At 68.9% G+C, this 24200-nt stretch carries 24 protein-coding genes and 1 pseudogene; 13 read left to right on the top strand and 12 right to left on the bottom strand.

What is annotated here, in order from left to right:
- Window positions 1-169 precede the first annotated feature (169 nt).
- Genes AC3WTE_RS25235 through AC3WTE_RS25225 form a run of 3 tightly spaced genes read left to right on the top strand, consistent with a single transcriptional unit; the run spans window position 170 to window position 2392 of the window.
- Window positions 170-511 (top strand): rhodanese-like domain-containing protein, encoded by a 342-nt coding sequence (locus AC3WTE_RS25235; protein ID WP_492441934.1) that lies wholly within the window; start codon window positions 170-172, stop codon window positions 509-511.
- Between the two features lie 59 nt (window positions 512-570).
- A complete protein-coding gene (locus tag AC3WTE_RS25230; RefSeq protein ID WP_492441932.1) occupies window positions 571-1533 on the top strand; it encodes a DUF4328 domain-containing protein in 963 nt (320 codons plus the stop codon).
- Window positions 1534-1537: 4 nt separating this feature from the next.
- The gene (locus tag AC3WTE_RS25225) at window positions 1538-2392 is read left to right on the top strand and encodes a glycerophosphodiester phosphodiesterase (protein ID WP_492441930.1); all 855 of its coding nucleotides are present in this window, start codon (window positions 1538-1540) and stop codon (window positions 2390-2392) included.
- Window positions 2393-2401: 9 nt separating this feature from the next.
- Here the strand turns inward: AC3WTE_RS25225 and AC3WTE_RS25220 are convergent, their stop codons facing one another.
- The 3 genes from AC3WTE_RS25220 to AC3WTE_RS25210 form a co-directional block, all read right to left on the bottom strand.
- Window positions 2402-2950, bottom strand: coding sequence for a ferritin (locus AC3WTE_RS25220; RefSeq protein WP_492441928.1), 549 nt, complete (start codon window positions 2948-2950; stop codon window positions 2402-2404).
- 150 nt (window positions 2951-3100) lie between these two features.
- Complete coding sequence (locus tag AC3WTE_RS25215; RefSeq protein ID WP_492441926.1) at window positions 3101-3868, bottom strand: CPBP family intramembrane glutamic endopeptidase; 768 nt, start codon at window positions 3866-3868, stop codon at window positions 3101-3103.
- A gap of 60 nt (window positions 3869-3928) precedes the next feature.
- Entirely contained in the window at window positions 3929-4732 is an 804-nt protein-coding gene (locus AC3WTE_RS25210) for a DUF2470 domain-containing protein (protein ID WP_492441924.1), read from the bottom strand.
- Window positions 4733-4853: 121 nt separating this feature from the next.
- On the opposite strand from AC3WTE_RS25210, the gene pheA reads away from it, so the two are divergent.
- Window positions 4854-5759, top strand: coding sequence for a prephenate dehydratase (pheA, locus tag AC3WTE_RS25205; RefSeq protein WP_492441922.1), 906 nt, complete (start codon window positions 4854-4856; stop codon window positions 5757-5759).
- Entirely contained in the window at window positions 5756-6430 is a 675-nt protein-coding gene (locus tag AC3WTE_RS25200) for a histidine phosphatase family protein (RefSeq protein ID WP_492441921.1), read from the top strand. Before pheA ends, AC3WTE_RS25200 begins: the two co-directional genes overlap by 4 nt.
- A gap of 1 nt (window position 6431) precedes the next feature.
- Here the strand turns inward: AC3WTE_RS25200 and AC3WTE_RS25195 are convergent, their stop codons facing one another.
- The 3 genes from AC3WTE_RS25195 to AC3WTE_RS25185 are packed head-to-tail and all read right to left on the bottom strand — an operon-like array spanning window position 6432 to window position 8501.
- Window positions 6432-6629: a hypothetical protein gene (locus tag AC3WTE_RS25195; protein ID WP_492441919.1), complete on the bottom strand. Its 198-nt coding sequence runs from the start codon at window positions 6627-6629 to the stop codon at window positions 6432-6434.
- A 49-nt stretch (window positions 6630-6678) separates the two neighbouring features.
- Window positions 6679-7029, bottom strand: a complete 351-nt coding sequence (locus AC3WTE_RS25190; RefSeq protein WP_492441917.1) for a metallopeptidase family protein — start codon at window positions 7027-7029, stop codon at window positions 6679-6681.
- 2 nt (window positions 7030-7031) lie between these two features.
- Window positions 7032-8501: a septum formation family protein gene (locus AC3WTE_RS25185; RefSeq protein ID WP_492441915.1), complete on the bottom strand. Its 1470-nt coding sequence runs from the start codon at window positions 8499-8501 to the stop codon at window positions 7032-7034.
- Window positions 8502-8611: 110 nt separating this feature from the next.
- Between AC3WTE_RS25185 and serS the strand changes: the two genes are divergently transcribed.
- Together serS and AC3WTE_RS25175 are read left to right on the top strand one after the other, a co-directional pair.
- The gene (gene serS / locus AC3WTE_RS25180) at window positions 8612-9868 is read left to right on the top strand and encodes a serine--tRNA ligase (protein WP_492441913.1); all 1257 of its coding nucleotides are present in this window, start codon (window positions 8612-8614) and stop codon (window positions 9866-9868) included.
- A gap of 19 nt (window positions 9869-9887) precedes the next feature.
- Window positions 9888-13211, top strand: a complete 3324-nt coding sequence (locus tag AC3WTE_RS25175; RefSeq protein WP_492441911.1) for an ATP-binding protein — start codon at window positions 9888-9890, stop codon at window positions 13209-13211.
- Here AC3WTE_RS25175 and AC3WTE_RS25170 read toward each other — a convergent pair.
- Entirely contained in the window at window positions 13201-13929 is a 729-nt protein-coding gene (locus AC3WTE_RS25170; protein WP_492441909.1) for a hemerythrin domain-containing protein, read from the bottom strand. The genes AC3WTE_RS25175 and AC3WTE_RS25170 overlap by 11 nt on opposite strands.
- Window positions 13930-14037: 108 nt before the next feature.
- On the opposite strand from AC3WTE_RS25170, the gene AC3WTE_RS25165 reads away from it, so the two are divergent.
- Window positions 14038-14859 carry a DUF5718 family protein gene (locus tag AC3WTE_RS25165; RefSeq protein WP_492441907.1) on the top strand — a complete coding sequence of 274 codons (822 nt, stop codon included), beginning with the start codon at window positions 14038-14040 and terminating at the stop codon, window positions 14857-14859.
- Between the two features lie 69 nt (window positions 14860-14928).
- The gene (locus AC3WTE_RS25160; RefSeq protein ID WP_492441906.1) at window positions 14929-15177 is read left to right on the top strand and encodes a hypothetical protein; all 249 of its coding nucleotides are present in this window, start codon (window positions 14929-14931) and stop codon (window positions 15175-15177) included.
- Window positions 15178-15205: 28 nt separating this feature from the next.
- Here the strand turns inward: AC3WTE_RS25160 and AC3WTE_RS25155 are convergent, their stop codons facing one another.
- From AC3WTE_RS25155 to AC3WTE_RS25145, 3 genes are read right to left on the bottom strand one after another with little or no spacing between them, the layout of a single operon-like run.
- Window positions 15206-15577: a hypothetical protein gene (locus tag AC3WTE_RS25155; RefSeq protein ID WP_492441904.1), complete on the bottom strand. Its 372-nt coding sequence runs from the start codon at window positions 15575-15577 to the stop codon at window positions 15206-15208.
- Window positions 15574-17124 (bottom strand): Rieske 2Fe-2S domain-containing protein, encoded by a 1551-nt coding sequence (locus AC3WTE_RS25150; protein WP_492441902.1) that lies wholly within the window; start codon window positions 17122-17124, stop codon window positions 15574-15576. Before AC3WTE_RS25150 ends, AC3WTE_RS25155 begins: the two co-directional genes overlap by 4 nt.
- Window positions 17125-17183: 59 nt before the next feature.
- Window positions 17184-17852 carry a phosphotransferase gene (locus AC3WTE_RS25145; protein WP_492441900.1) on the bottom strand — a complete coding sequence of 223 codons (669 nt, stop codon included), beginning with the start codon at window positions 17850-17852 and terminating at the stop codon, window positions 17184-17186.
- 71 nt (window positions 17853-17923) lie between these two features.
- On the opposite strand from AC3WTE_RS25145, the gene AC3WTE_RS25140 reads away from it, so the two are divergent.
- The 3 genes and pseudogenes from AC3WTE_RS25140 to AC3WTE_RS25130 all read left to right on the top strand — a co-directional run bounded on the left by AC3WTE_RS25140 (window position 17924) and on the right by AC3WTE_RS25130 (window position 19860).
- Complete coding sequence (locus tag AC3WTE_RS25140; RefSeq protein WP_459367428.1) at window positions 17924-18697, top strand: lysophospholipid acyltransferase family protein; 774 nt, start codon at window positions 17924-17926, stop codon at window positions 18695-18697.
- 4 nt (window positions 18698-18701) lie between these two features.
- Window positions 18702-19048: pseudogene (locus tag AC3WTE_RS25135) on the top strand (1-acyl-sn-glycerol-3-phosphate acyltransferase).
- On the top strand, window positions 19048-19860 hold the full coding sequence (locus AC3WTE_RS25130) for an HAD family hydrolase (RefSeq protein ID WP_459367426.1): 813 nt from the start codon (window positions 19048-19050) through the stop codon (window positions 19858-19860). The pseudogene AC3WTE_RS25135 and the gene AC3WTE_RS25130 overlap by 1 nt, the downstream one beginning before the upstream one ends.
- A 72-nt stretch (window positions 19861-19932) precedes the next feature.
- Here AC3WTE_RS25130 and AC3WTE_RS25125 read toward each other — a convergent pair whose 3' ends face one another.
- On the bottom strand, window positions 19933-21549 hold the full coding sequence (locus AC3WTE_RS25125; protein WP_492441898.1) for an N-acetylmuramoyl-L-alanine amidase: 1617 nt from the start codon (window positions 21547-21549) through the stop codon (window positions 19933-19935).
- 159 nt (window positions 21550-21708) lie between these two features.
- The gene (locus tag AC3WTE_RS25120) at window positions 21709-22722 is read right to left on the bottom strand and encodes a hypothetical protein (RefSeq protein WP_492441896.1); all 1014 of its coding nucleotides are present in this window, start codon (window positions 22720-22722) and stop codon (window positions 21709-21711) included.
- A gap of 242 nt (window positions 22723-22964) precedes the next feature.
- Between AC3WTE_RS25120 and glf the strand changes: the two genes are divergently transcribed.
- A complete protein-coding gene (gene glf / locus AC3WTE_RS25115; protein ID WP_492441895.1) occupies window positions 22965-24200 on the top strand; it encodes a UDP-galactopyranose mutase in 1236 nt (411 codons plus the stop codon).

Raw genomic sequence — 24200 nt, 5'->3', positions numbered from 1 at the left:
CCCTTGTTTATCCCCAGTCAATTTCCGGTTCGGTGCACTTTGGCCGGTACGGACGGCTGCTTGCTCTCTATAGGCCTGTGGATGAATCTGTGGAAACTGTGGATAGTTGGCCGATTGCTGTCGTGGCGTCCCGTGGTCCGCGAGCGCGACACGTGCCAGCATGTACCCCATGGACGATGTGCACGTGCCGCAGATTGACGTCGATCAGTTGCCCACCGAGTTCGACGGGACCGCCGTTCTCCTCGACGTGCGGGAAGACGACGAATGGGCCCGCGGCCATGCCGCCGGGGCGCAGCACATCCCGATGGGCGAGGTGCCTGTCCGGCTCGGCGAGATCGATGGTGACGCCGCGTTGTACGTCATCTGCCGTTCCGGCGGCCGGTCGCTGAAGGTCTCGCATTACCTCGCCCGCAACGGCTTCCAGCCGGTCAACGTCGCCGGCGGCATGGTGGCCTGGGCAGGTTTGGGCCGCGCCGTCGTCACCGACGACGGCGCCCCCGGCGCCGTCTGACGGGCCCGTAGGCTGGTTCCGTGATCCAGGTCTGTTCCCGGTGCTCGACGCGTTGGAACGTGCGTGATCGCCAGCGTCAGTGGTGCCCGCGCTGTCGCGGTCCGTTGTTGGCGCCTGTCGCGCAGGTGCCGGCCGCCGGTCAGGCGAAGTCGTCGCGCGGATACCGGTGGATCGCAGTCCGGCCCGGCCCGGCGCCGAAGCCGCGGCGACACCAACCGCCGCTGGGGCCGACGCCGCACTACGACTACATTCCGCGATGGGGCCTGACCGACGAGTTCGACGAGCAGGACTCTGGGCCGGACGCGGTGCAGGAACGGTCTCGTAGCGGACCGTCGACCGGGACGGTGCAGGGCGTCGCGGCCATCGCGATGATCGCGCTCGGCGCCGCGGCCCTGATGCACGTCGTGCGCTACATCCTGTTGCTGATCAACCGCACGGTGCTGCTCAACCCGTGGGTGGCCATCGCGGGCAGCTGGCTGGGCGTCGCGGCCAGCGTCGTCGCGCTGTTCACTGTGCTGGCGGTCGCGATCGTGCTGACCAATTGGTTGGTCGCCCGCCGCGCAGCCGCCTACCACCGGGCCGGCACGACGGACCCGCGCCGCCGCTGGGTCTTGTGGGTGGGCTGCCTCGTCCCGGTGGTGAACATGTTCCTCGCGCCGGTGTTCGTCACGGAGATGGCGACGGCCGAGAACCGGATGAGGGCGTTGCGCCGTCCCATCGGCATCTGGTGGTCCATCTGGGCCGTCTCGGGTCTGGTCGTCGTATGGTCCATCGGGGGCATGTTCGCGACCGATCCGCAGGGCATCGCCGACAGCACCGAGGTGACGGTCATCGCGTACCTCATGGGCATGCTGGCGCTGGCCACCGTCCTGCGCGTTTATCACGCCTTCGAACGGACGCAGGCTGATGCACCCGTACATCGCTGGGTGGTCGTCGGCGCGCAAGAAACAGGCGAAGCAGAGGTGTCGGCCACCGAATCGGCGGTTCCGGCCCCGCCCACGCCAGAGGAACCGGCAGCATAGGACCATGGGCGTGGACGGCAGTGGCGGCACAGACGGTACACGCAACAACTCTTTCGTGGTGGCGCACCGCGGGGCATCGGCCGAGCGGCCCGAGCACACGCTGGCGGCCTACGAGCTGGCCCTGAGCCAGGGCGCGGACGGTCTCGAGTGCGATGTCCGGCTGACGCGCGACGGGCATCTGGTGTGTGTGCACGACCGCAAGGTGGACCGCACGTCCAACGGCACCGGGTTGGTCAGCGAGATGAGCCTGGCCCAGCTTCGCGAATTGGATTACGGCGCATGGCACCCCAGCCGCGCCGAGGGCGGCCAGAGCTCGGCCGGCCTGCTCACCCTCGACGAGCTGATCCGGCTGGCGCTGGAGTGGGGCCGCCCGGTGAAGCTGTTCATCGAGACCAAGCATCCGGTGCGGTACGGCGCGTTGGTCGAGAGCAAGGTGCTGGCACTGCTGCACCGCTACGGCATCGCGGCGCCGGCGTCGGCGGATCTCGCTCGCGCCGTGGTGATGTCGTTCTCGGCGGCCGCGGTGTGGCGGATCCGCCGCGCGGCGCCGATGCTGCCGACCGTGCTACTCGGCGAGACGTCGCGGTACCTGGGCGGCAGTGCGTCGACGACCGTCGGCGCGACGGCAGTGGGCCCCTCCATCACGACGCTGCGTGAGCATCCCGAACTGGTCGACCACGCCGCCGCGCACGGGCGTGCGCTGTACTGCTGGACCGTCGATCACTACGAGGACGTGCGTTACTGCGCGGATCTCGGCGTTGGTTGGGTCGCCACCAACCACCCGGGCCGCACGAAGGACTGGTTGCAGAACGGGCTCACCGGCGCGGGTCCCGCCGCCGGCCAGGACGTGGAAACCTAGCGCTCGGGCCTAGAGGTTGCCGCCGGCGGCTTCGGGCGCGGTGGGGTCGGTGGCGCCGGTGCCGGCCAACTCGCGCGCGACGAAATCCTCGAGGTTGAACAGGTTCTCCCCGGCACGGTCGGCGATCTTCACCAGAGTGGTGATGGTCGCGACCTCTTCGACCTGCTCTTTGAGGAACCACTGCATGAACTGCTCGCCGAGGTAGTCGCCCTCTTCGCGGGCCACGCTGGCCAACCGGCTGATCTGCTCGGTGACCACCCGTTCCTGGGCGAGCGCGAGCTTGAGGGCGTCGGTCGGCGAAGTGAAGCTGTTACGCACCGGGTCGACGCCGGGAATCTCGACCTCGATGTCCCGGTCGAGTAGGTACTTCACCAGCATCATGGCGTGGTTGCGCTCCTCGACGGCCTGCGCATAGAAGTGCTTGGCGAGCTGGGGAAGGTCTTCTCCGTCGAAGTAGACGGCGACCGCAATGTATTGCTGAGACGCGCCGAATTCGCTTCGAATCTGTTCCTGAAGGAGCTGGTGGAATTTCGTCTCGAGGCGCGTCACGTCGGGCATGAAAATGAAGATAGTGCAGGTCAAAGGCACTTGTCAGGCAAGGTCAACCTAATTCAGGAAAGCATATCCTTACCGGTGACCGACACAATATATTCGAATTCGAATTGCTGAATAGAAATAGAGGCAAGGCTTTGGCCGGGGCCGCGGCAATTACCTCGAGTGCAGCCAACCCAAATGGCGGGCGGCCAACGCATAGCCGACGAATGCCACCGCATCGATCACGCCGTGTCCGATGATCAACGGCCACAACCGGCCCGTGCGTCGCCACGTGTAGCCGAACACCAGCCCCATCGCGATGTTGCCGAGTCCGGCGCCGAACCCCTGGTACAGGTGATAGCTGCCGCGCAGCAGCGCCGACAAGACCAGCGATTTGGTGGGGGAGACGTCCAGTTGGCGGAGCCGGGTCAGGAGGAACCCGACGACGACGATCTCCTCGGCCCAGGCGTTGGCGAACGCTGTCAGCAGTAGGACCGGAATACGCCACCAGGTGTCGCCCAGGGTGCTCGGCACCACGTCGACGCCGATGCCCAGGGCTCTGCCGGCCAGGTACAGGCCGAGTCCGGGCAATCCGATCAGCGCGGCGAGTCCCAGACCGCCGAGGAGATCGGGGCGCCACCGGAACCGGCCGAGCCCGATCGCCGGGGGCCGGAAGCCGGTGCGCCACAACAGGTACAGCGCCAGGCAGCCCCAACCGGCCAGAGTGAGGACCGGGCTCAGATTGAGCAAGAAGTCGATGAAGTCGATCGGCGAGCGTCGGTGATTGAGCGCGACCTTCTGCCCGGACAGGCCGAGAATGACGGCCTCGGCCAAGCTGACCACTGCCGTGTAGGCCGACAGGCCGAACGTCACCGCCAGCATCACGGCGATCTCGATGCGCAGCGCGCGACGTTCGGTGTGCTCCTGCTGCGGCCCGGTCATCGCAGCTACCGTAACCGGCGCCCAGCTATCGCTCTTCGCGCGAGCGGCTCATCGGCGCGCTCAGATCCTGCGTGCCCGCAGCCCGTTGAGGAACGGGCAGCCCATCAGCGTGCGGATGGCGCGGCTGAGGCTGGTGACGTCGTCGACAGGCTTGCTGAACGGCAGCCGGACATCGTGGTCGCCGTCTTCGCGTTCGACGCGCAGCTGCACGCCGTAGCGGTCCAGGCCCAGCGGACGGACGTGGCCGTGGCGCAGCGTCATCGGCAGCCGGCTGGCGAGCCGGTCGACCAGGTCGCGGTGTGCACTCTCCATGTGCTGCACCCAATGCGACTCCATGGCGCAGAACGGGTCCGGCCGCGCCTCCAGGAGCGCGCCGACGGGCACCGACTCGGCACCGGTGGCGTCAGCCACCACGACAGACTCGATCTCGAGGCGGACCAGCGTGTAGGCAGGTTCGGTTTCGTCGTGGCCAGAGCCGGTGTTCACCTGGAGCAGTGCCGGGTGCGGATGCTCGGAGGCGACCAGGTCGAGGATGGCCGCGACGCGTGCCGCGGGTACCGCATGGAGGCGGCCGCGGAACCAGACAAGGGAGCGCACCCGCTCGCGCAGCGGCAGGGCGGCCAAATCGGTCAGCTCCAGCATGGCGGCGACACCGCCGGTTCCCGCGGCGGCCACCGTAGTGGCGAGCAGGCCGTCTGCCGGCACCGTCAGCACGACGGAGCCGTCGGCGAGCAGGTGGTGGACGGGCGTGGTGGCCGGGGTGACGCCGTCGGCGGCCAGCATCGCGTCTGCAGCTCGGGCACACGCGCTACGGACGCGTTCGGCCGTGGTCGGTGCTGCGATTGTCGTCGTGAGGTCGCGCATGTCCCGCCTTCGCTAGTAAGTGAGGTAAGCCTAAGTTAACTAGCGAGGGGTGTTGGCGCAAGGGCTATCGAAAGGACCGCGTCGCGAGCTCTGCCGGACCGGTAGCCAGTAGGGTTGCGGCGTGGCACGCATCGCCTATCTCGGGCCGCAAGGCACCTTCACTGAAGCGGCCATGCTGCAATTGGCCGCGGACAAACCGGGTTTCGAACCGGTCGCTTGTGACAGCTCGGGCGCGGCGGTGGAAGCCGTTCGCCTCGGGACCGCGGACTACGCGTGCGTGCCGATCGAGAATTCCATCGAGGGTTCGGTGCTGCCGACCATGGACAGCCTGTCGTCCGGTAGCGGGGTGCAGATTTTCGCCGAGCACACGCTGGACGTCGCGTTCAGCATCGTCGTCAGGCCGGGGGTGGCCGCCGATGCGGTGTTGACGGTCGCGGCGTTCCCCGTGGCTGCCGCGCAGGTGCGCCGCTGGCTGGCCGAACAGCTGCCGCACGCCACTCTGGTCCCCGCGATCTCGAATGCCGGTGCGGCACAACAGGTTTCCGAAGGTGTGGTGGACGCAGGTGTGAGTACCGCGCTGGCGGCCGCGCGGTGGGGACTGGACTCGCTGGCCGACGGTGTGGTCGACGAGCCCAATGCCAGAACACGATTCGTGCTCGTCGGCCGCCCCGGTCCGCCGCCGCCGCGCACCGGCGCCGACCGGACGTCCGTCGTCCTGCGGCTGCGCAACGAACCAGGTGCCCTGGTGACCGCGATGACAGAGTTCTCCATCCGGGACATCGACCTGACCCGCATCGAATCACGGCCCACCAGAACGGAATTGGGCACCTACATCTTCTTCCTGGACTGCGTCGGACACATTGACGACGCACCGGTCGCCGAAGCGCTGAAGGCGCTGCACCGGCGGGTGGCCGACGTGCGGTACCTGGGATCGTGGCCGACGGGGGTGGCCGCCGGCGCGGCTCCGCCGGTCACCGATGAGGCGACGCAGTGGTTGGCGGGCTTGAGAGAGGGGGACCGGACATGAGTGGGCGCTTGGTGCTGGTGCGGCACGGGCAGTCGGAGGCGAACGTCGCCAAGCGGTTGGACACCCGGCCGCCGGGGGCGCCGCTGACGCAGCTGGGCCATCAGCAGGCCCGCGACTTCGGGATCGACTGGCCCCATCCCGTCGGTCTGGTGGTGCATTCGGTGGCGCAGCGGGCGATTCAAACGGCCGCCGCCATCTCGGACGGGCTCGGACTCGACCCGATCGAGGCCCACGGCATCCACGAGGTGCAGGTCGGCGACCTGGAAGACCGCAGTGACGCTGATGCCATCACTCAGTTCGAGGCCCTGTACGAGGGTTGGCAGCGGGGCAAGCTCGATGTCGCGATGCCAGGTGGTGAGACCGGACGCGAGGTGTTGGACCGGTATGTACCGATTCTGACGAATCTGCGGGTGCGCAATCTGGACAACCATGACTGGGAGGGCGACATCCTGGTGGTGAGCCACGGCGCGGCCATCCGTCTGGTGGCCGCTCAATTGGCCGGTGTGGACGCCGATTTCGCGTTGGAGCATCACCTGGGCAACGCGCAATGCGTGGTGCTCAGCCCGATCACGGATGGCCGATGGAGCTGCGTGCAGTGGGGAGCCGTGCTGCCGCCGTTCTATCCGGGACACGATCCCGAGGCGCCTCCCGCGCCCGACCCGATGGGCTGACTTACCCGGCGGCGCGCAGACTGGCCGCGGGCTCTGCGCAGCCGCACCCGACGACGTCGCAGTCGATGCGCAAGGTGTGTTCGGATTCAGGCAGCGTGCACGCGTCATCGGTGCATTCGGCGGGCAGACCGACGTGCACGATGACCGTGCCGTGGCAATGCGCCAGCCCGTCCACGCAGTTGCGGCAGGTGGTGCTCATGACCTCTGTTGTAACACCGCGGTCCGACAAAATCGGGGTGCCGCGCTGCTCAGCCCCAGCCCAGCTCGTGCAGCCGCTCGTCGTCGATGCCGAAATGGTGGGCGACCTCGTGGATCACCGTGATCGCGACCTCGTCGACGACCTCATCCTCGGAGTCGCACATCTCCAGGAGGGCATCGCGGTAGATCGTGATGGTGTCGGGCAGCGCACCCGCGTAGAAGGAATCGCGCTCGGTGAGGGCAACGCCTTCGTACAGGCCGAGGATCTCGGGTTCGTCCGGGTGCCGCGGTTGCACCAGCACCACGACGTTGTCGAGCGCCGCGGCGAGCCGGGGCGGAATCAGGTCGAGCGCGTCGGACACCAGTTCCTCGAACCGCTGCCGGCCCATAGGTACGGGCATGGCTACGACGCGGGCGGCGGCGCCACGACCGGTCCGGGTGGTGCACCCGCGCCCGCGGGCCCGGCCGGCGGCGCGGCGGGCGCGGGCTGATCCTCGATCGGGCCTTCGAGGGGAGCGCCGGAACCCGGCGCGTCAGGCGGAGGCGGCGGACCGTTGAGGAATGTGTTGCCCTGTTGCTGCTGAGGCGTACCGGGAGCGGCGGGGCCGTGCTGGTCCGGGGTGTCGGTCTGGCCCGGCATGTGCTGGTTGCCCTGCGGTGTCTGCGAGGTCTGCTGGCCACGCTGGTTCTGGCCGGACTGCGAACCTTGCGACGAAGAGCCCTGCGACGACGAGCCCGACGACGATGAGCTCTGCGACGACGTGTCCACCGGCGGCTCGACGACCGGGATCGGCGGGAGGTTCAGCCGTTCCTCAGGGATGGCCGGAGGCGCGACGGGCGACTGCCCGTTGATCATCAACGGCCCCTTGGCGCTGTTGACCAGCGTCGACCAGCCGCCGTTACCGAGCGACGACCCGATGCTGCACGACACCTGGCGGCTCCCGGCCGTCCAGCTGGGCAGCGCGATCGAGCTGTAGATCAGGGTCAGCGTGGTGCCGCGCAGCTGAACCGGAGTCAGGTACTCATCGGTGGCCTTGGTGCAGGTGTCCTTGATGTAGGCCAGCTGGTCAGGCTCGGCGGGCATGACGTCGTGGTACTTGTCGGCCAGGTTGACCGCGCCGGTGACCTCCATGGCGTGCGGCGCCGAGCAGTCGACCGGGATGTCGATGGGCTGGTTGGTCGCCGGGTCGATGCCGAGGCAGGTGCCGGCCGGCCACACCTTGGACTGGTCGACGTCGGCGACCTTGCCCTTGTAGGCCAGCTGCTGGCTGCCCGGGCCGAGCAACTGCAGACCGCACAGCATGCGGCGCTGGCCCTTGGTCTTCCAGGCCTTGTCACCGGACCAGACCAGGCTGACCGCGAACTTCCCGTTCGGGTCGAAGCGCGGTCCGAGATAGTCGCGCGCCGCGTTCTGGCACTGCTCCTGACTGATCTGCTTGATCCGGGCGTCCGACGGCGGCGCGGCGTTGGGACCGTATTCACTGCCCGGGAACGTGCGCATGTCGAGCGATTCAGCGACCTCGAAGCGGTGCTCGTTCTTGCAGTCGACGATCTCGACGGCATCCGGCGAGCGGTCCGGCCAGTTCAGGCAGTCGCCGGGCTTGGCATGGTCCAGGGTGTCGCTGACCCGGCTGGCGTTGACACGGCCGTTGTTGAAGCCGAGCCCCGCCGGGCCGAGCGCGCCCTCGGGCATGACGGTGAGGATTCCGGCGATGAGCAGTCCGCCGAGCGCGGTGAGGACGAGCGCGCGTTGCGTCCCGGTGACATGCATGCCGTGCATGCGTTGCCGCCAGGTGGTCGTCGTCTTCGGTTCGTCGGGGGGCGTATCCAGGCCCGGTTCGACCGCCGCGGGTGCGTCCAACATCGGTTCCATTGTGACAGTCGCAGCTAGAGCTGTGACAAGAGTTGCAGTTGTAACGTTATGTGGTTGTGGCCGGGCCCCGCTACGGACATGGGGGCGGTGAGAAAAGTAGTCTGACGCCCGTGATCGACCTCAAGCTGTTGCGCGAAGATCCGGACCGGGTGCGGGCGTCGCAGCGGTCCCGTGGCGAAGACCCCGGCCTCGTGGATGCGCTGCTGGAAGCTGACGCGGCCCGCCGCGCCGCCATCGCCGAGGCCGACACGGCACGAGCCAACCAAAAGGCGGCGAGCAAGCTCGTCGGCGCGGCCTCGCCGGAAGAGCGGCCCGCATTGCTGGAGAAGGCCAAGGAATTGTCCGCGGCGGTCAAGTCCGCCGAAGTACGTGCGGGCGCGGCCGAGGAGGCCTTCACCGCCGCACATATGGCGATCGGCAACGTCATCATCGACGGCGTCCCGGCCGGCGGCGAGAGCGACTTCGAGGTGCTGGACACCGTCGGCACGCCGACGGCCATCGAGAACCCGAAGGACCATCTGGAGCTGGGTGAGGCCATCGGCCTGCTGGACATGGAGCGCGGCGCCAAGGTGTCCGGCTCGCGGTTCTACTTCCTGACGGGCCAGGGCGCCCTGCTGCAGCTCGGCCTGCTGCAACTCGCCGTCCGGCTGGCTACCGAGAACGGGTTCACGCTGATGATCCCGCCGGTGCTGGTGCGTCCAGAAGTCATGCGCGGCACCGGTTTTCTGGGTGCGCACGCCGACGAGATCTACCGCCTCGAAGCCGACGACCTGTACCTCGTCGGGACCTCGGAGGTGCCGCTGGCCGGCTACCACTCCGACGAGATCCTGGACTTGTCCGAGGGCCCGCTGCGATACGCCGGCTGGTCGTCGTGCTTCCGCCGGGAAGCCGGCAGCTACGGCAAGGACACCCGCGGCATCATCCGCGTGCACCAGTTCGACAAGGTCGAGGCCTTCATCTACTGCAAGCCCGAAGACGCCGAGGCCGAGCACCAGAAGCTGCTCGCCTGGCAGCGCCAGATGCTCGCCATGATCGAGGTGCCCTACCGCGTGATCGACGTCGCGGCAGGCGATCTCGGTTCGTCGGCGGCCCGTAAGTACGACTGCGAGGCCTGGGTGCCGACGCAGCAGGCCTACCGCGAGCTGACGTCGACCTCGAACTGCACCACGTTCCAGGCCCGGCGCCTGTCCACCCGGTACCGCGACGAGAACGGCAAGCCGCAGACGGCGGCGACCCTCAACGGCACGCTCGCCACGACCCGCTGGCTGGTCGCGATCCTGGAGAACCACCAGCAGCCCGACGGCAGCGTCCGGGTGCCCGAGGCGCTGGTGCCGTACGTCGGCACCGCGGTGTTACAGCCCAAGTAGGAACCACGTCGGCGGGGGCATGACGGTGGAGAACCCGGTGCGGGTCACGGTGCTCGGCCCCGTGCAGGCGTGGGTCGGTGACGAGCCGGTCGACCTGGGTGCGCGGATGCAGCGGGCACTGCTGGCCCGGTTGGTGGCCGCGCACGGGCGCACGGTATCGGTCGACCGGCTGATCCATGATCTGTGGGAAGGCGAACCGCCGCCCAAGGCGCTGTCGGCCCTGCAGGTCTATGTCTCGCATCTGCGCCGCGTGCTCGAACCCGATCGGCAGCGCCGGGCGCCGGCCAGGATCCTGGTCAGCGCCGCGCCCGGGTACTGCCTGCGACTGCCCGACGACGCCGTCGATGTCTGGCGTTTCGAAGCGAAAGTGGCTGCAGCACAAGAGGAAACCGACCTCAAGCAACGCGCGCAGCTGCTCGACGAGGCGCTGGCCGGCTGGGCAGGAGAGCCGTTCGCAGGTGCCGGTGACGCGTTGTGGGCGGCACCGGAGGTGTCGCGGTTGACCGAACTGCGGCTGGCCGCAGTCGAAAGCCACGCCGCCGCCCACGTCGATCTCGGGCGGTACAGCTCCGCCATCGCGGCGCTGGAAGGCCATGTCGCCGAGCATCCCGGCCGCGAAGGCGCTGCCGCGATCCTGGCGACCGCGCTGTACCGGACCGGGCGCCAAGCCGACGCGCTCGAGGTACTGCGACGCACCCGTGAACACCTGATCGATGAGCTGGGTCTGGAACCGGGCCGGGCCCTGCGCGATCTCGAGCGCGACATCCTGCGCCAGGCTGACCATCTGGAACCGTCGCAGCCCGCGCCGCTGACGTCGTCTCTCCCGGAGATCCCGCAGGTGCCCGAGCCCGCGCCGCGCGAGCGCACCGGCCAGTCGGCCTACGGCCGGGCCGAGGAGCTCGCGACCATCGACGCCGCGGCCCGCAGCGTCGCCGCGGGCGCCAGTGCGGTGCTGTGGATCGGCGGCGAGGCCGGCTCGGGCAAGACCACGCTGGCCGCGGCCGCCGCGGCCCGGCTCCGGGTGGCCGGCTGGCGGACCGTGCACGGCCGGTGCCAGGAGGTCCACGGCGCACCAGCGGGCTGGGCGTGGACCGAGGTGCTCCGCGAACTGGTCGATTCGACGGATCTCGACCGGCAGGCGCTGGCCCCGCTGCTGCACGACGGCGCCGCCGCCGACCAGGGCACGTTCTGGCTGGGACAGGCGGTGGCCGACGCGCTGAGCGCCGTCGCCGACGATCAGCCCCTGGCCGTCGTGCTCGACGATCTGCACCGCACAGACGGCCTCACGCTCGAGTTGTTGCGCCTGGTGGCCGACCGCATCCAGGACCACCGCGTGCTGGTGATCGCGACATACCGCCCGTCGGAGGACCGCGGTGAACTCGAGGTGGCGCGCGCGGCACTGACGGTCCACACGTCCGCGCACCTGATTCTCGGCGGCCTGGACGCCGCGGCCACCGCCGCGGTCGCCGCCGACTGCGGACTGACCACCAGCGGCGAAGCCCTGCGCCTGCTGCGTGAGCGCACCGGCGGCAACCCGCTGTTCGTCCGTGAGCTGGCCCGGCTGATGGCCGCTGAAGGACCGGACGCGGTGTGGGCGTCGGTGCCGGTCGGCGTGCGTGACGTGCTGCGGCGCCGGCTGGCCCGGCTGCCAGGGCAGACCGTCACCGCCCTGCGGCAGGCCGCGGTGCTGGGCCGCGACATCGACGTCGACCTGTTGGCCGAACTGGGTCGCAGCGACCCCGACGACCTGCTCGACGCCCTGGAACCGGCCGTCCTGCTGGGCCTGCTCGACGAGCCGACGCCGGGCCGGCTGCAGTTCGCGCACGGGCTGGTCCGCGACACGCTCTACGAAGACACCTCGAAACTGCGCCGGTCCCGATTGCATGCCGCCGCGCTGGGACTGCTGCGCGCACCCGGTCGCTCGGTTGACCACGCTGCCCTGGCCCACCATGCCGTCGCCTCGGCCACCGCGGAGACTGCTTCGGCCGCAGCCGATTTCGCGACCGCTGCCGCGCGGGACGCGGGTTCGGTGGGAGCCCATGCGGAGGCCGCCCGGCAATGGCGGGCCGCGGTGCAGATGCTGGAACTCGCGGCCAGCCGTGCTCTCGCCCCCACCGAGGCGATGCTGGACCAGGACATCGAGGTCCGCTGTGGACTGATCGCCGCGCTGGCGCAGTCCGGCGACGCCGTCACGGCGCGCAGCGAGATGAAGTGCGCGCTGCAACTGGTGTCGGGCCGGTCGCGCGACGACCTGGTGGTGCGCATCCTCACCGCGTGGGACACCCCGCTGGTGTGGCGGGACCGGGAGTACGACGAATCTGACGGCCAGATGATCGGGCTGCTGCGCCATGTGCTGGCCGGTGACGTTGCCGCGGCCGACCGGATTCGCCTGCTCAAAGCGCTCTACGTGGAACTCGAGGGCAACGACCCCGAAGGCGCACTGGCCGCCAGCACCGAGATGCTCGCACTGGCCCGCCAGGTGTACGCCGGCGATCCCGGGGCGGGCCGTCTGCTGTGCACGGCACTCAACGTCCACGCATTCTGCGCGCTCGGGCCCGACCTCGACACCGAGCGGGACGCGCTCGCCGCCGAACTGCTGCAGACCGCCGAAGCCGCCGAACAGGCCGACTATCAGGCGGTGGCGCACTGGCTGCTGTCGCTGGCCGCCGGCAACCGCTCCGACCTGGTGACGGCCAAGCGGCACGTCGACCTCGCGGTCGCGCGGGCGAGCACCGGCCAGCTGGTGCACCTCCTCGGCGTGCTGGGCCTGTTCCAGGCCCGGATGTACCTGCTGGCCGGTCGTCTGGAGGAGGCGGTGAGCGCCTACACCGACCTGGCGGCGCGCATGGCCGAGAACGGGGCCGCCAACGGTGCCAAGCTCGCGATGGTCGGCCGGGTGACGGGCGAGTTCTGCCTCGGAGATCTGGGCCTGCTGGCCGACGAGCTGGTGTTCTTCTACCGAGAGATCTCGGTCGCCGCGCTGGACGCGGCGGTGCTGGCGCTGGTCGCGCGCGGCCGCGAGGCCGAGGCCCGGCAGCTGTGGCAGGACCGCAAACCGATTGAACGGGCGTACTTCTGGGTGCCGTTCACCGTGCTGCGGGTCAATGCCGCCGTGGCGCTGGGCGATGTCGACGAGGCCCGCGCGCGGGCCGCCGAACTCGAGCCGTACTCGGGCCTGATCGCCGGCCTCGGCGTCGACGGTCTGATGGTCGGCCCCGTCGACGACGCGCTGGCCGCGGCCGCCGACGTGCTGGGCCGGCCCGACGACGCCCGCGGGTACCGCGTGGCCGCCGAGGCGCTGCGGGCGCGGCTCGCCGCCGAGGCCCGCGGCTTCATCGACTAGCCAAGGATTCCAACGGGCTCTGCGCGAGGTCTCCGAAGACTGTGCGCATCACGCGCCGGTGCCGCAGCGCCAGCACGGTGAGCATGGCCCGCAGCCCGATGCCCAGCTGCCCCGCCATCGAGGCCCGCTCGTCGTCGGTCATCACCGCGAGCGAGCGCGGACCGTCGAACGACATCCGGCTGCCGGCCCGGGCGGCCGCTTCCACCGACTCCCAGTCGGCGACCGACACATGCTCGGTGATGAGCGGGAACAGATCCTGTTCTTCGTCGTTGATGTGCTCGGTCAGCATCGCGGTGAGTTCGGCCAGCTCGAAGGCCATGAGGAACGCGACCTTGCGGTCACCGTTGGACAGCCGGAATGCCGCCGCGCGGGCGCGCAGCTGATCCAGGCGCGGGTCCAGCGCGGCGTGGTCGTCGGTGAGTTCGCTCAGATCCAGGTGGTCGCCCACGCTGGCCTGGATCACCGGCCACAGCACGGTGTCCTCGGTGCTGTGGTGGTGGTGGATGGAGTCGCACAGCATCTCGATGTACTGCGAGATGGCGCGCGCCCTGGCTGGTGTGCAGATGACATTGCGGTCGCGCACGGCCTTGGCCAGCTCGGTGAGCCGGACCAGGTCGACGAGCATGGCGCGGTGCGCGAGCGTGATGCCCAGCAGGTCGGGCATGGGTTCGCCGGCCTGGCGGGGTGTCACGGTGACGGGATGGAGGGAGGTGGGCACAGCAGACTCCTTGGTGGTCAGGTTGGTGGACAGCCTGGCCGCCGTGACTTAAGCGCGACTTGGTTGCGGCTTGTCGGTGCTGGTCACGGCCGCAGTAGGGTGGCAGCCATGATCGATCTCGACCTGGACGACATGCGTGGCTGGTTCGGCTTCGGGGTGGCGGGCAACTTCGCCGGACACCTCGAACAGGCCGGGGAGGCAGTCGATTTCGTCAACGTCCGGTCGGAGGGTGGGGCACCCAAGGGCATCTTCCCGTGGTACGCGCCGGGTAGCGACACCTTCCTCGGGGAGTTTCCGCTGTCGACGGATTCGGTCATCCTGCCGGTGAGTGAGACCCCGCTGAACCTGCAGATCGAGCCGGAAGTCGGCCTGGCGTGTGAGGTGTCTTGGTCGGGCGACCGGGTGGTCGGGCTGCGGCCGTTCGCGCTGGGCGCGTTCAACGACTGCTCGATCCGCCGGCCGGGCGCCCCGAAGATCAGCCACAAGAAGAACTGGGGCCCGGCGTCCAAGGGTGTGGCCCCTCGGTTCTTCGAGATCGACGACCTGAGCCCCGACGGCCCGACGTCCTCGCTGCACCTGGCCAGCTTCCTGGACGACGGCTGCGACGATGGGGCCGGCACCGAGCACGCGTACGGCCAGGACAGCCCGCTGCTGGGCTACTCGTACTACGGGACCCAGCTGCTGGAGTGGATCGTCGACCGGCTGGCCAACCAGAAGGGTTCGGACGACACGCCTCTGGAGGATGTCGGCGCCCTGATGGTCGCCAGCGGTCACCCGACGCACCTGCTCGTCGGCATCGGCGCGACGCGGTACACCGAGCTGGGGGAGTCCACCTACCTCAAGCCGGGCGACCAGGCCATCGTGCGCGTGTACGACACCGCGTCCGACGACGTCTCGGAACTGCGGCAGACGGTGCGCGCCGCGGATTAGCCCGAATTACCTCGCTGATTTGGGCGTAGCATGGGTGCACGTCGGGGCCATCGGCCGGAGGTATCGATCATGTTCGACTCGACCCGCTCGTTCGCCGTCACGTCTGTGGCAATTCTCGCGTTGAGCTTCAGCAGCGCCGTGGCCGCAGCCGACCCCCCGGGGCCGGGGACCCCATGCGGCCAGGACAAGGTGATCACGTCCATCAACACCTGTGAGCCGCTCAACGCGTCGTGCACCGGCTACGACGGCATGCTGATCGGCCGCGTCGCCGCGGACGGGCGGTGCGTGATTCCCGGGCTCGAGGGCACCAGGTGGTAGCGCGGCTGGGCTGACGCCGCCGTTTTCGTCAACCTCGACGAGCGTTCTGCTCTCCCAGCAACTGGTCCAACGTGGCCAGAAACTCTTTTGGCCGCAACGGGGTACAGGCCGGCGCCGGGGTGGTGCCGGGCACGTCCAGCGTCACGAGCGTCGACTTGATGGGCCGCCAGATGTCCAGCGGCAGCCACCGGCGCGGGTCGGTGCCGCCCCAGATCAGGAACCGGTCCATGATGAGGCCGAGCGACTCCGACTTGTAGCCGCGGACCGAGCCCAGCGGGATGATCTTCGAGGTGCCCGACGGAAAGTGGTAGCGACGCAACGTGATCGCCTGCCGATCCAGGAAGATCTGGCCGTCGTCGTAGTGCGCGTCCGAGCGAGCGCCGGAGTGGGCGCTGGTCACCGCTTGGTGCTCCGTAATTCGTGTCCCCTGGACGTCAGGCAGCGGCCGTTGTCCAGGTTCCACTGCCAGCCGTGCAGGTTGCACGTGAGGGTGTTGCCCTCGACGATGCCGAACTTCGACAGGTCGGCCTTCAGGTGCGGGCACCGACGCTGAATCTCGTAGCCGCCCAGCTCGATTGATGCTGAAGTGTCATGCGCCTCGGCGAACCAGCCGTCGGCGTACGCGATGCGCTCGTCGGTGAGGCACTTGAAGAACGTGTACAGGTACTCGTTGTAGCCGCCGACCCGCCACGCCTCGAAGCGCGTGGACAGGAAAATGGTGTTCACCCAGTCCGGCTCGTCGTCCCGCAGCACGGTACGCACCAGCTCGGGCGCGATGCCGAAGCCGTAGCGGAACTTCTCGTCCGGAATCGCTTCGCGCACCGCCCGTTTCGGGAAGTCCAGCACCACGGTTTCGGCGCCGATCCGGAGCTCGACAGGGTAGCCGATGCCGTCGCAGATCTGGTCGCTTTGTGCCATGATCGGCTCGAACTTGGCGCGCAGCGGGTCCAGCAGAGGTTCGCCGGAAGCCGGTGCCCACGAAGCCTTTTCGGCAGCCAGGACCGGCGCCATCCGCTGGGCGTAGGCCTCGATGTACGCGGCCGTGCCGGTGGTGAAGATCGCCTCGGCCTCGGCGTCGGGGATCGGATGCACCAGCGAATCCAACGTGGAGCCGGTGAACGAGGCGACCGTGCCGGGGATCATCAGCAGCCCGCGGTCATGACCGTGCTGGCGCATCTGGTCCAGGAACACCGCCTGGTTGGGGAAGATGTTGGCCGGATCGCCGTGATCGTCGTTGAGCGAGCGCAATTCGGGATCCAGGAAGCACGGCGGCCCCGCCGACGGCACCACCCAGGTGGCGCCGACCTGTGCGATGTACTGGCGACAGCGGTCCATTCCCCGCTGCCGCTTCTGGATGCCGAAGGCCTCCTTGGCGCGGGCCGGCATGTCGTAGACCATCGGGTACCAGATGGCCCCCGAGTACTGCAGCATGTGCACGTCGACGTGCCCGAAGGCCGAGTCCAGGACATCCAAATCTATGGGGCGGGCGTCGTTCATGTTGAACGCGACGGTCTCACCGTCGGACACCACCAGGCCCGAGTCGCCGATCGGGCCGTCGGCCGGGGCGCGCAGGGCGATGATCATCACGTCCAGATCGCCCTTCGGCCCGCTCACGCGGTGCTTCACCGAATCGGTGGTCTCGAAGAATGTGTGGAAGCCGAGGGCCTCGAGTTCGCGGCGCAGGTCCGGCACCGGGTAGTCCGGCAGCAGCACCGTCGCGTCCTTGTTGACGTGGGCGCGCAGGTGCTCCGGGTCGAAGTGGTCCTTGTGCAGGTGGCTGACGTACACGTAGTCGCAGTTGCCGAGAGCGTCCCAGTCCAGCCCGCTGTTGTCCGGGAACGGGAACCACGATGCGAAGTAGGCAGGGTTCACCCACGGGTCGCACAGAATGCTGCCCGCGGCGGTATCGATCCGGAATCCGGCGTGCCCAACGCTTGTGACCTGCACAAATGCCCCTTTTGGCGGTGGAGAGTTCGCCAGCGAGTCTAGCGGGATGTCCCGGTGTGTCAGCCGGCGTCCCAGAGCGCGCGGTAGTAGTCGATACGCGCGTCGTCCCGGGCCACCCCGTAGGCGTCCAGCAGGGCGGCCTCGTAGTTGCCCGGGTAGTTCCAGTCCAAGGACATGGTGGCGATGGCCAGGTCGGCCCACCGGTCGGCCACTCCGAGGTCCCCGATGTCGACGTGTCCGACGAACGCACCGTCGGCACTCATCAGGGTGTTCGGTACGCAGGCGTCACCGTGGCAGACCACGAGCCGGTCCGGGTCCGGGACGTCCACGACCCAGGAGGGCCGTTCGAACGGGCAGCCCTCGACCGGCAGTGCGTCGTGCATGGCACGCAGGCCGGCGCCGATCGCGCGAGCCGCGGTCTCGGGGTCGTCGGACCACAACGGGTCGACGGCGGAGCGGCCGGGCAGCCCTGCGGTGTGCAACCACCCCGCGCTTGCGCCGAGTACGGGCGGGACGGCGATGTACTTCCCGGCCCAGCGCAGTCGGACCGCTTCGTCGGTCAGCAAGGCGGCGTGCTCGGCCGGGTAGGTCTTCACGTACTCGTCGCCGGCGCCGATGGCGAACGTCACGCCACCGAGTTCGTTCTGCCAGACCGCGGTCACGGGACGGCCGCCGGCGAGCGCGTCGACGACGTCGGGAATGGGGACCGGGCCGGTGGGGAACGTCATGCTTCTAGCCTTGCGTACCTTGGCATGCCTTCTTACGCACGGTACCGACGGTCCGCACTAGGCTGATGTCCGTGGAACCGGTATATGGCACCGTCATCAAGCTTGCGCGCACGGTGTGGCGGGTGCAGGGCCTGAAATTCACCATCACAGGCGCGGAGAACCTGCCGGTCAGCGGCGGCGCGGTGGTCGCCATCAACCACACCAGCTACTTCGACTTCACGTTCGCCGGGCTGCCCGCCGTCCTGCAGAAGCGGGGCCGCAAGGTGCGGTTCATGGCGAAGAAGGAAGTCTTCGACAACAAGTACGGCGGCTGGCTGATGCGCAAGATGCGGCACATCGCGGTCGACCGCGGCAGCGGCGCCGACTCGTACGCCGAGGCCGTCAAACAACTCAAGGCGGGCGAGCTGGTCGGCGTCTACCCCGAGGCCACCATCAGCCGCAGCTTCGAGATCAAGGCGTTCAAGTCGGGCGCGGCGCGCATGGCGATCGAGGCCGACGTGCCGATCGTCCCCCACATCATCTGGGGCGCCCAGCGGATCTGGACCAAGGGCCATCCGCGCAACATGCGCCGCCCCAAGGTGCCCATCTACATCCACGTCGGCGAGCCCATCTACCCGACGCTGCCCGCTGCCGAGCTGACGGCGCTGCTGCACGCCCGGATGCAGCACCTGCTGTCGGAGGTCCAGGATCGGTACCCCGAACATCCGGCAGGCGAGTTCTGGGTGCCGCACCGGTTGGGCGGCGGTGCGCCGACGCTGGCCGAGGCCGACCAGATGGATCTCGACGAAGCTCGTGAGAAGGCGGCCAGGCGGGCGGCGCGGCAGGCGGAAGGGGCGCCGGAATAGCGCCATGGAGCCAGTCTTCCGCGGCATCGAGATTGCCGCCAAGGCGGTGGTCGCCGCTACTGGAACCCGGATCACTTATCAAGGGCTGGAACACATTCCGGATACCGGTGGCGCAGTGATCGCGATCAACCACACCGCTTATGTCGACTTCCTGCCGGCCCGGTCGCCGCGGTGATGGCGATGTTGCAGCAAACCATGACCGATCAACTGCATGTCGTGCAGGAGGACTACCCACACCCGGCGGGTGAGTATTGGGTGCCCCGCCGGTTGGGCGGAGGTGCCCCGACGCCTGAGGAGGCCGAAGTGCTGGAGAAGGCCGAACGGGCCCGCCGGGAAGCCGGGGACCGCTGATGCTGCCGGCGCTGATTGCCACCGATGTCGACGGCACGCTGCTCGATGCCCATGAGCGGGTGACGCCGCGGACACGCGCCGCCGTGCAGGCCGCGGTCGCGAACGGCGCCAAGTTCGTGCTCGCCACCGGCCGGCCGCCCCGCTGGATTCCGCCGGTGGTGGAGGGGCTGGGGCTGGCGCCCCTGGCGGTGTGCGCCAACGGTGCGGTGCTCTATGACGCCGCGACGGACCGGATCGTCTCGGCCCACACCTTGAGCCCGGATGCGTTGGGCGAGTTGGCCGAAATCGCCACCCGGGTGATCCCGGGTGTCGGGCTGGCGGTCGAGCGGGTGGGCCGCACCGCGTTCGACGAGTCCATGCCGCAGTTCGCGAGTTCACCCGGCTACGAGCACGCCTGGCACAACCCGGACAACACCGAGGTGTCGGTCGAGGACATGCTCAGCGTGCCGGCGGTGAAGCTGTTGATCCGCAAGGCCGGCGCGCACAGCGCCGATCTGGCCGCGGCACTGGCTCCGCATATCGGCGTCACCGGCGACCTGACCTATTCGACCAACAACGGACTGATCGAGGTGGTGCCGCTGGGCATCAGCAAGGCCACCGGCGTGGCCGAGATCATCCACCCGTTGGGGCTGGGCGCCGAGGATGTGGTGACGTTCGGCGACATGCCCAACGACATCCCGATGCTGAGCTGGGCCGGCTTGGGTGTCGCGATGGGCAATGCACACCCGGAGGCCGTGGCGGCCGCAGACGAGGTCACCACGACCAACAGCGACGACGGTGTGGCGCGGGTGCTCGAACGCTGGTGGCTTTAGCCGCGCGACGATCAAGCGGCGAGAGACGAGCCGCGATGAGGAGTGCGGCAATCGGGCCGGAGCCGCCCCGCGCTAGCTCTGCATATCGATGCGGCTGAACCGCTCGAGCTGCACCGGCTCCTGCTTCGGCGGCGGCGGAAGCTCTTGCGGCACACCGTCGATGACGCGCGTGACGGTCCCGGTCTCGCGGTCGAAGTTGAGGGTGCCGTGCTGGAAGTTCTGCACGATCCATTGCGGCTCCGGGATCTCGCCGCTGGTCGGCAGTCCGAGAGCGCCGCGCTCGAAACCCAGTGCGCCCCAGGCGTCGTAGAGGGCCCCGGTCAGTGGCTGGGCGCCGGTGGCCGGTGACCAGTACATGGCGCCGTGGTCGAAGGTCGCATAGCGGGTCTGGCCGTCGGCCGCGGCCTCGGGCGAGGTCGCCACGCCGAGTGGGCCGGAGGCTCCGCCCATGGCCTGCCACTTGTCGAAGATCGCACCGCCGCGCAGCATGTCCATCGCGCTCAGCGCGCCCGGTGGGGCAGTGAAAGATGCTGCGATGTCGCGTAGTTCGCCCATCGCGGCGTACGCCGCGTTGCCCGGGCAGTCGGTGTTGCCGACGTCGCGGTGGGTGAAGATCGTCGGCAGGGTGGGCTTCGCGCCGGCCGGGAAATGGGTGAAGGTGCCGCCGCCGGAGGTCAGCACCACGCTGCCCAGGGGATTGACGTGGTCCAGGCTCAGCCGCCAGCCGATGAGCCTGCCGGTCATCTTCAATTGCAGCGGGGTGGGAGGCACGGCGTCGAAGTCGCCGAGCATGGCCACGCCCCAGGTGTCGACGTTGAATCCACCGGTGTGCGACCCCTCGACGGGCTTCGTCATACCGCCGAAGCGGCCCTCGAAAACCTGCCCGTACTTGTCGACCAGTGCGTTGTAAGCGATGTCGCACCAACCCAATTCGCGGGTGTGGTACTCGTAGATCGAGCGCACGATGCCGGCGGAATCCTCGGGCGAGTAGTCGTTACTACCGGCGGTGTGGTGGACGATTGCCGCGCGCACGCCGCGGTCGTAGACCGGTTGTCCGCAGCGGACGCTCTCGTTGGCGCCCCACTGCGCGCGGCTGATGATGTTCGGTGGCTGGTTCGGGGCCGAGACCGCGGTCGGCTGGAACTGGACGTCGGCCGGCGCCTGCGGCGGACTGATCAGCACTGCTTTCATGCTCGGCCCCAACGGCTTCTCGACGTCGACAGGGCGGTACCCGAGGCCGGGGCCCTGCGGTCGGTCTGCGGCGGGTGGGGTGGCAGGGGCCTCGGCGGGCCGGGTCACCGCGATCTGGACGGTCGTGGTGCGGCCGACGAACACGGGCTCGGTACCGCGGGTGGTGGCGTGCGCCTCGCCGACGCCGTCGGGCGCCTCCACCTCGTACCAGGGTCCCCAGGAGCCGTCGCCTTTCTGTGCTCGGACGCGGGCCGAGGTGCCGGTGAAGTCCGATGCGGTGAGCGCGACCAGAGAGAATGGGGTGTCCTGGTGGATTTCCCGGACGGTCTGTCCGCCGCCGACACCGGCCAGTGGCTGCGTGTGGAGCTCGGGCGCTGACGGTTTGTCGTCCGTCAGGCCGGGGATGCTCGGGATGCCGCTGATCGCCAACGGCACCATCACGACGGTCGCCGCCAGGGCGGACAGCAGTATTGACGGTGCAGGGCGACGGGGCGGCACAACGCGCATGTTACGTATGTGTCAGGTGTTGCCAATGTTTCGACACGGATTACTGAGCTGTCAATTCCTTGCGATACGCCGCAACGGCACCGCAGAGCCGTGGGGCTTCTGCGGTGCCGTCTTGGTTACAGGTCTTCAGTTGTGTGTGGTGACGGGAGTTCAGGCGGCCGGCAGGGCCGGTGCGGCCGCGGCGGCTGCCGCGGGTGCGGCCTGCGCGGACTTCACCGCAGAGGTGATGGCCGGCACGACCATGCCCTTGAGCAGATCGATCGCCTGGGTCGCGCCCAGCTGGTTGGCCGCGCTGGTCAGGTCGCTGATCAACCCGCCGCCACCGCTGCTCGACCCGGCGCCGAGGCCCTCGCCGCCGCCCAGTCCGACCGACGGGTCACCGAGGATCGGGTAGCTGCCGCCCAGCCCCTGGCCGGGGCCGAGGCCCAGGCTGGCGTTGGGGTCGGTCATCGGCATGCCCGCGCCGCCGAGGCCGGCCGGGCTTGCGCCGAGGGGCGGCGTCGTCAGACCCGTGGCACTCAGGCCGGGTGCGGTCAGCCCGGGCGTGCTCGCGCTCGGGAGGGTCGCGCCCGGGGTTGTCAGACCCGGAGTCGTCAGGCCCGGAGTCGTCAGGCCCGGAGTCGTCAGGCCCGGCGTGAGCGCTGACGGGCTGGTGGTGCCCAGGCCGGCCGGCGGGGTCAGGCCAGGAGCGGTCGCCCCGGTCGGCGGGGTCAACCCGGGTGCGGTCAGTCCGGTCGGCGTGGTCAGCCCGGTCGACGGAGTGGTCCCGAGACCAGGGGTCAGACCGGCCGGCGGAGTGAGCCCACCCGCCGGCGTCAGGCCGGCCGGAGGCGTCAGTCCGGGGGTGGTGCCCAGGCCAGGGGTCAGGCCGCTCTGCGGTGACAGTCCGGGGGTGAGTCCGGTCAGGGGGCTGGGGGAGCCCCCGGCGCCACCCATGAGGTTCGGCAGGTTGACCCCGAACTGGGACAGGCCCTGCGACAGCGCGGACATGACCTCGTTGGGGAGGTCGGTGACCAGCGCGGCCTGGACGAATTCCCGGTGCTGCGGAGTCGGGTTCGCCGGAGTCATCTCGGCGACCGCCACGAGTGCGATCGGACTTGCGACGGCCACTGCGGCGACTGCGCTCATGGCTGTCGAGAGCTTGCGTCGACGTCGGTTCGGCACGGAAGTCTCCTCAAATCTGTGGGGCACATGCAGCCGTGAGGCGCATGTTCGGTGTGGGTGGCTGTCTGGTTTCGGCCGGCTTGCCGAGTAGACAGCTCCGACGCATTCGATGTTAAAGCTGTGATTAGTGGGATTAGAGTGACGATGCGGAATCGTGAGCGAATTGCGACCGGCCCGCGCACTGGCAGGGCCGACAGGGTGTTTTCGGGCCGAACGGCCTCTGTCGGATACCCTGAACGCCGATGACCTCCGCTGATTCCCGGGGCGCTGCGACCCAGTCCTCCGGCCCTTATGACCTCATCGTCGTCGGCTCCGGATTCTTCGGGCTGACGATTGCCGAGCGCGCGGCAACTCAACTCGACAAGCGGGTGCTGGTCGTGGAGCGCCGGCACCATCTCGGCGGTAACGCCTACTCGGAAGCCGAGCCGGAAACCGGCATCGAGGTGCACAAGTACGGCGCCCACCTGTTCCACAACTCCAATCAGCGGGTGTGGGACTACGTGCGGCAGTTCACCGACTTCACCGGCTACCAGCACCGCGTGTTTGCCATGTACGGCGGCCAGGCCTATCAGTTCCCGATGGGTCTGGGCCTGGTGTCCCAGTTCTTCGGGCGCTACTTCAGCCCGAACGAGGCCCGCGCCCTGATCGCCGAGCAGTCCGCCGAGATCAACACCGACGATGCGCAGAATCTCGAAGAGAAAGCCATCTCGCTGATCGGCCGGCCGCTCTACGAAGCCTTCGTCAAGGGCTACACCGCCAAGCAGTGGCAGACCGACCCCAAGGACCTGCCCGCGTCGATCATCAGCCGCCTGCCGGTGCGCTACAACTTCGACAACCGCTACTTCAACGACACCTATGAGGGGCTGCCGGTCAACGGGTACACCGCCTGGCTGGAGAACATGGCCGCCGACGAGCGTATCGACGTGGTGCTGAACACCGACTGGTTCGACGTCCGCCAAGAGCTCCGGGATGCGTCCCCCGAGGCTCCGGTGCTGTACACCGGCCCCCTCGATCGCTACTTCGACTACTCCGAGGGCCGGCTGGGCTGGCGCACCTTGGATTTCGAGATGGAAGTGTTGCCCATCGGCGACTTTCAGGGCACCCCAGTCATGAACTACAACGACCCTGACGTCCCGTTCACCCGGATTCACGAGTTCCGGCACTTCCACCCCGAACGGGACTACCCGACCGACAAGACCGTCATCATGCGGGAGTACTCGCGCTTCGCCAACGACGACGACGAGCCGTACTACCCGATCAACACCGATTCGGACCGCGCGATCCTGGCCGCCTACCGGGCCCGGGCCAAGGCCGAGACCGAGGAGAACCGCGTGCTGTTCGGGGGCCGTCTGGGCACCTATCAGTACCTCGACATGCACATGGCCATCGCCAGTGCGCTGAACATGTACGACAACGTCCTGATGCCGCATCTGCGTGACGGCGCAGCGCTCGGCGATGCCGTCACAGAAAGTAGCTGA

It is taken from the genome of Mycobacterium sp. FW102-FHT13B02 (genome assembly GCF_058790275.1).
The sequence above is the reverse complement of the archived record's forward strand: the minus strand, read 5'-3'. Positions and strand labels throughout refer to the sequence as shown.

What these genes read in the sequence shown, in the direction of transcription:
- AC3WTE_RS25220 (WP_492441928.1), bottom strand. Translation starts at nt 2,950, where the DNA reads ATGCCCGACGTGACGCGCCTCGAGACGAAATTCCACCAGCTCCTTCAG.
- AC3WTE_RS25195 (WP_492441919.1), bottom strand. Translation starts at nt 6,629, where the DNA reads ATGAGCACCACCTGCCGCAACTGCGTGGACGGGCTGGCGCATTGCCAC.
- AC3WTE_RS25210 (WP_492441924.1), bottom strand. Translation starts at nt 4,732, where the DNA reads ATGCGCGACCTCACGACGACAATCGCAGCACCGACCACGGCCGAACGC.
- AC3WTE_RS25235 (WP_492441934.1), top strand. Translation starts at nt 170, where the DNA reads ATGGACGATGTGCACGTGCCGCAGATTGACGTCGATCAGTTGCCCACC.
- AC3WTE_RS25225 (WP_492441930.1), top strand. Translation starts at nt 1,538, where the DNA reads ATGGGCGTGGACGGCAGTGGCGGCACAGACGGTACACGCAACAACTCT.
- AC3WTE_RS25200 (WP_492441921.1), top strand. Translation starts at nt 5,756, where the DNA reads ATGAGTGGGCGCTTGGTGCTGGTGCGGCACGGGCAGTCGGAGGCGAAC.
- AC3WTE_RS25185 (WP_492441915.1), bottom strand. Translation starts at nt 8,501, where the DNA reads ATGGAACCGATGTTGGACGCACCCGCGGCGGTCGAACCGGGCCTGGAT.
- AC3WTE_RS25215 (WP_492441926.1), bottom strand. Translation starts at nt 3,868, where the DNA reads ATGACCGGGCCGCAGCAGGAGCACACCGAACGTCGCGCGCTGCGCATC.
- AC3WTE_RS25165 (WP_492441907.1), top strand. Translation starts at nt 14,038, where the DNA reads ATGATCGATCTCGACCTGGACGACATGCGTGGCTGGTTCGGCTTCGGG.
- AC3WTE_RS25190 (WP_492441917.1), bottom strand. Translation starts at nt 7,029, where the DNA reads ATGCCCGTACCTATGGGCCGGCAGCGGTTCGAGGAACTGGTGTCCGAC.
- AC3WTE_RS25175 (WP_492441911.1), top strand. Translation starts at nt 9,888, where the DNA reads ATGACGGTGGAGAACCCGGTGCGGGTCACGGTGCTCGGCCCCGTGCAG.
- AC3WTE_RS25145 (WP_492441900.1), bottom strand. Translation starts at nt 17,852, where the DNA reads ATGACGTTCCCCACCGGCCCGGTCCCCATTCCCGACGTCGTCGACGCG.
- glf (WP_492441895.1), top strand. Translation starts at nt 22,965, where the DNA reads ATGACCTCCGCTGATTCCCGGGGCGCTGCGACCCAGTCCTCCGGCCCT.
- AC3WTE_RS25130 (WP_459367426.1), top strand. Translation starts at nt 19,048, where the DNA reads ATGCTGCCGGCGCTGATTGCCACCGATGTCGACGGCACGCTGCTCGAT.
- AC3WTE_RS25160 (WP_492441906.1), top strand. Translation starts at nt 14,929, where the DNA reads ATGTTCGACTCGACCCGCTCGTTCGCCGTCACGTCTGTGGCAATTCTC.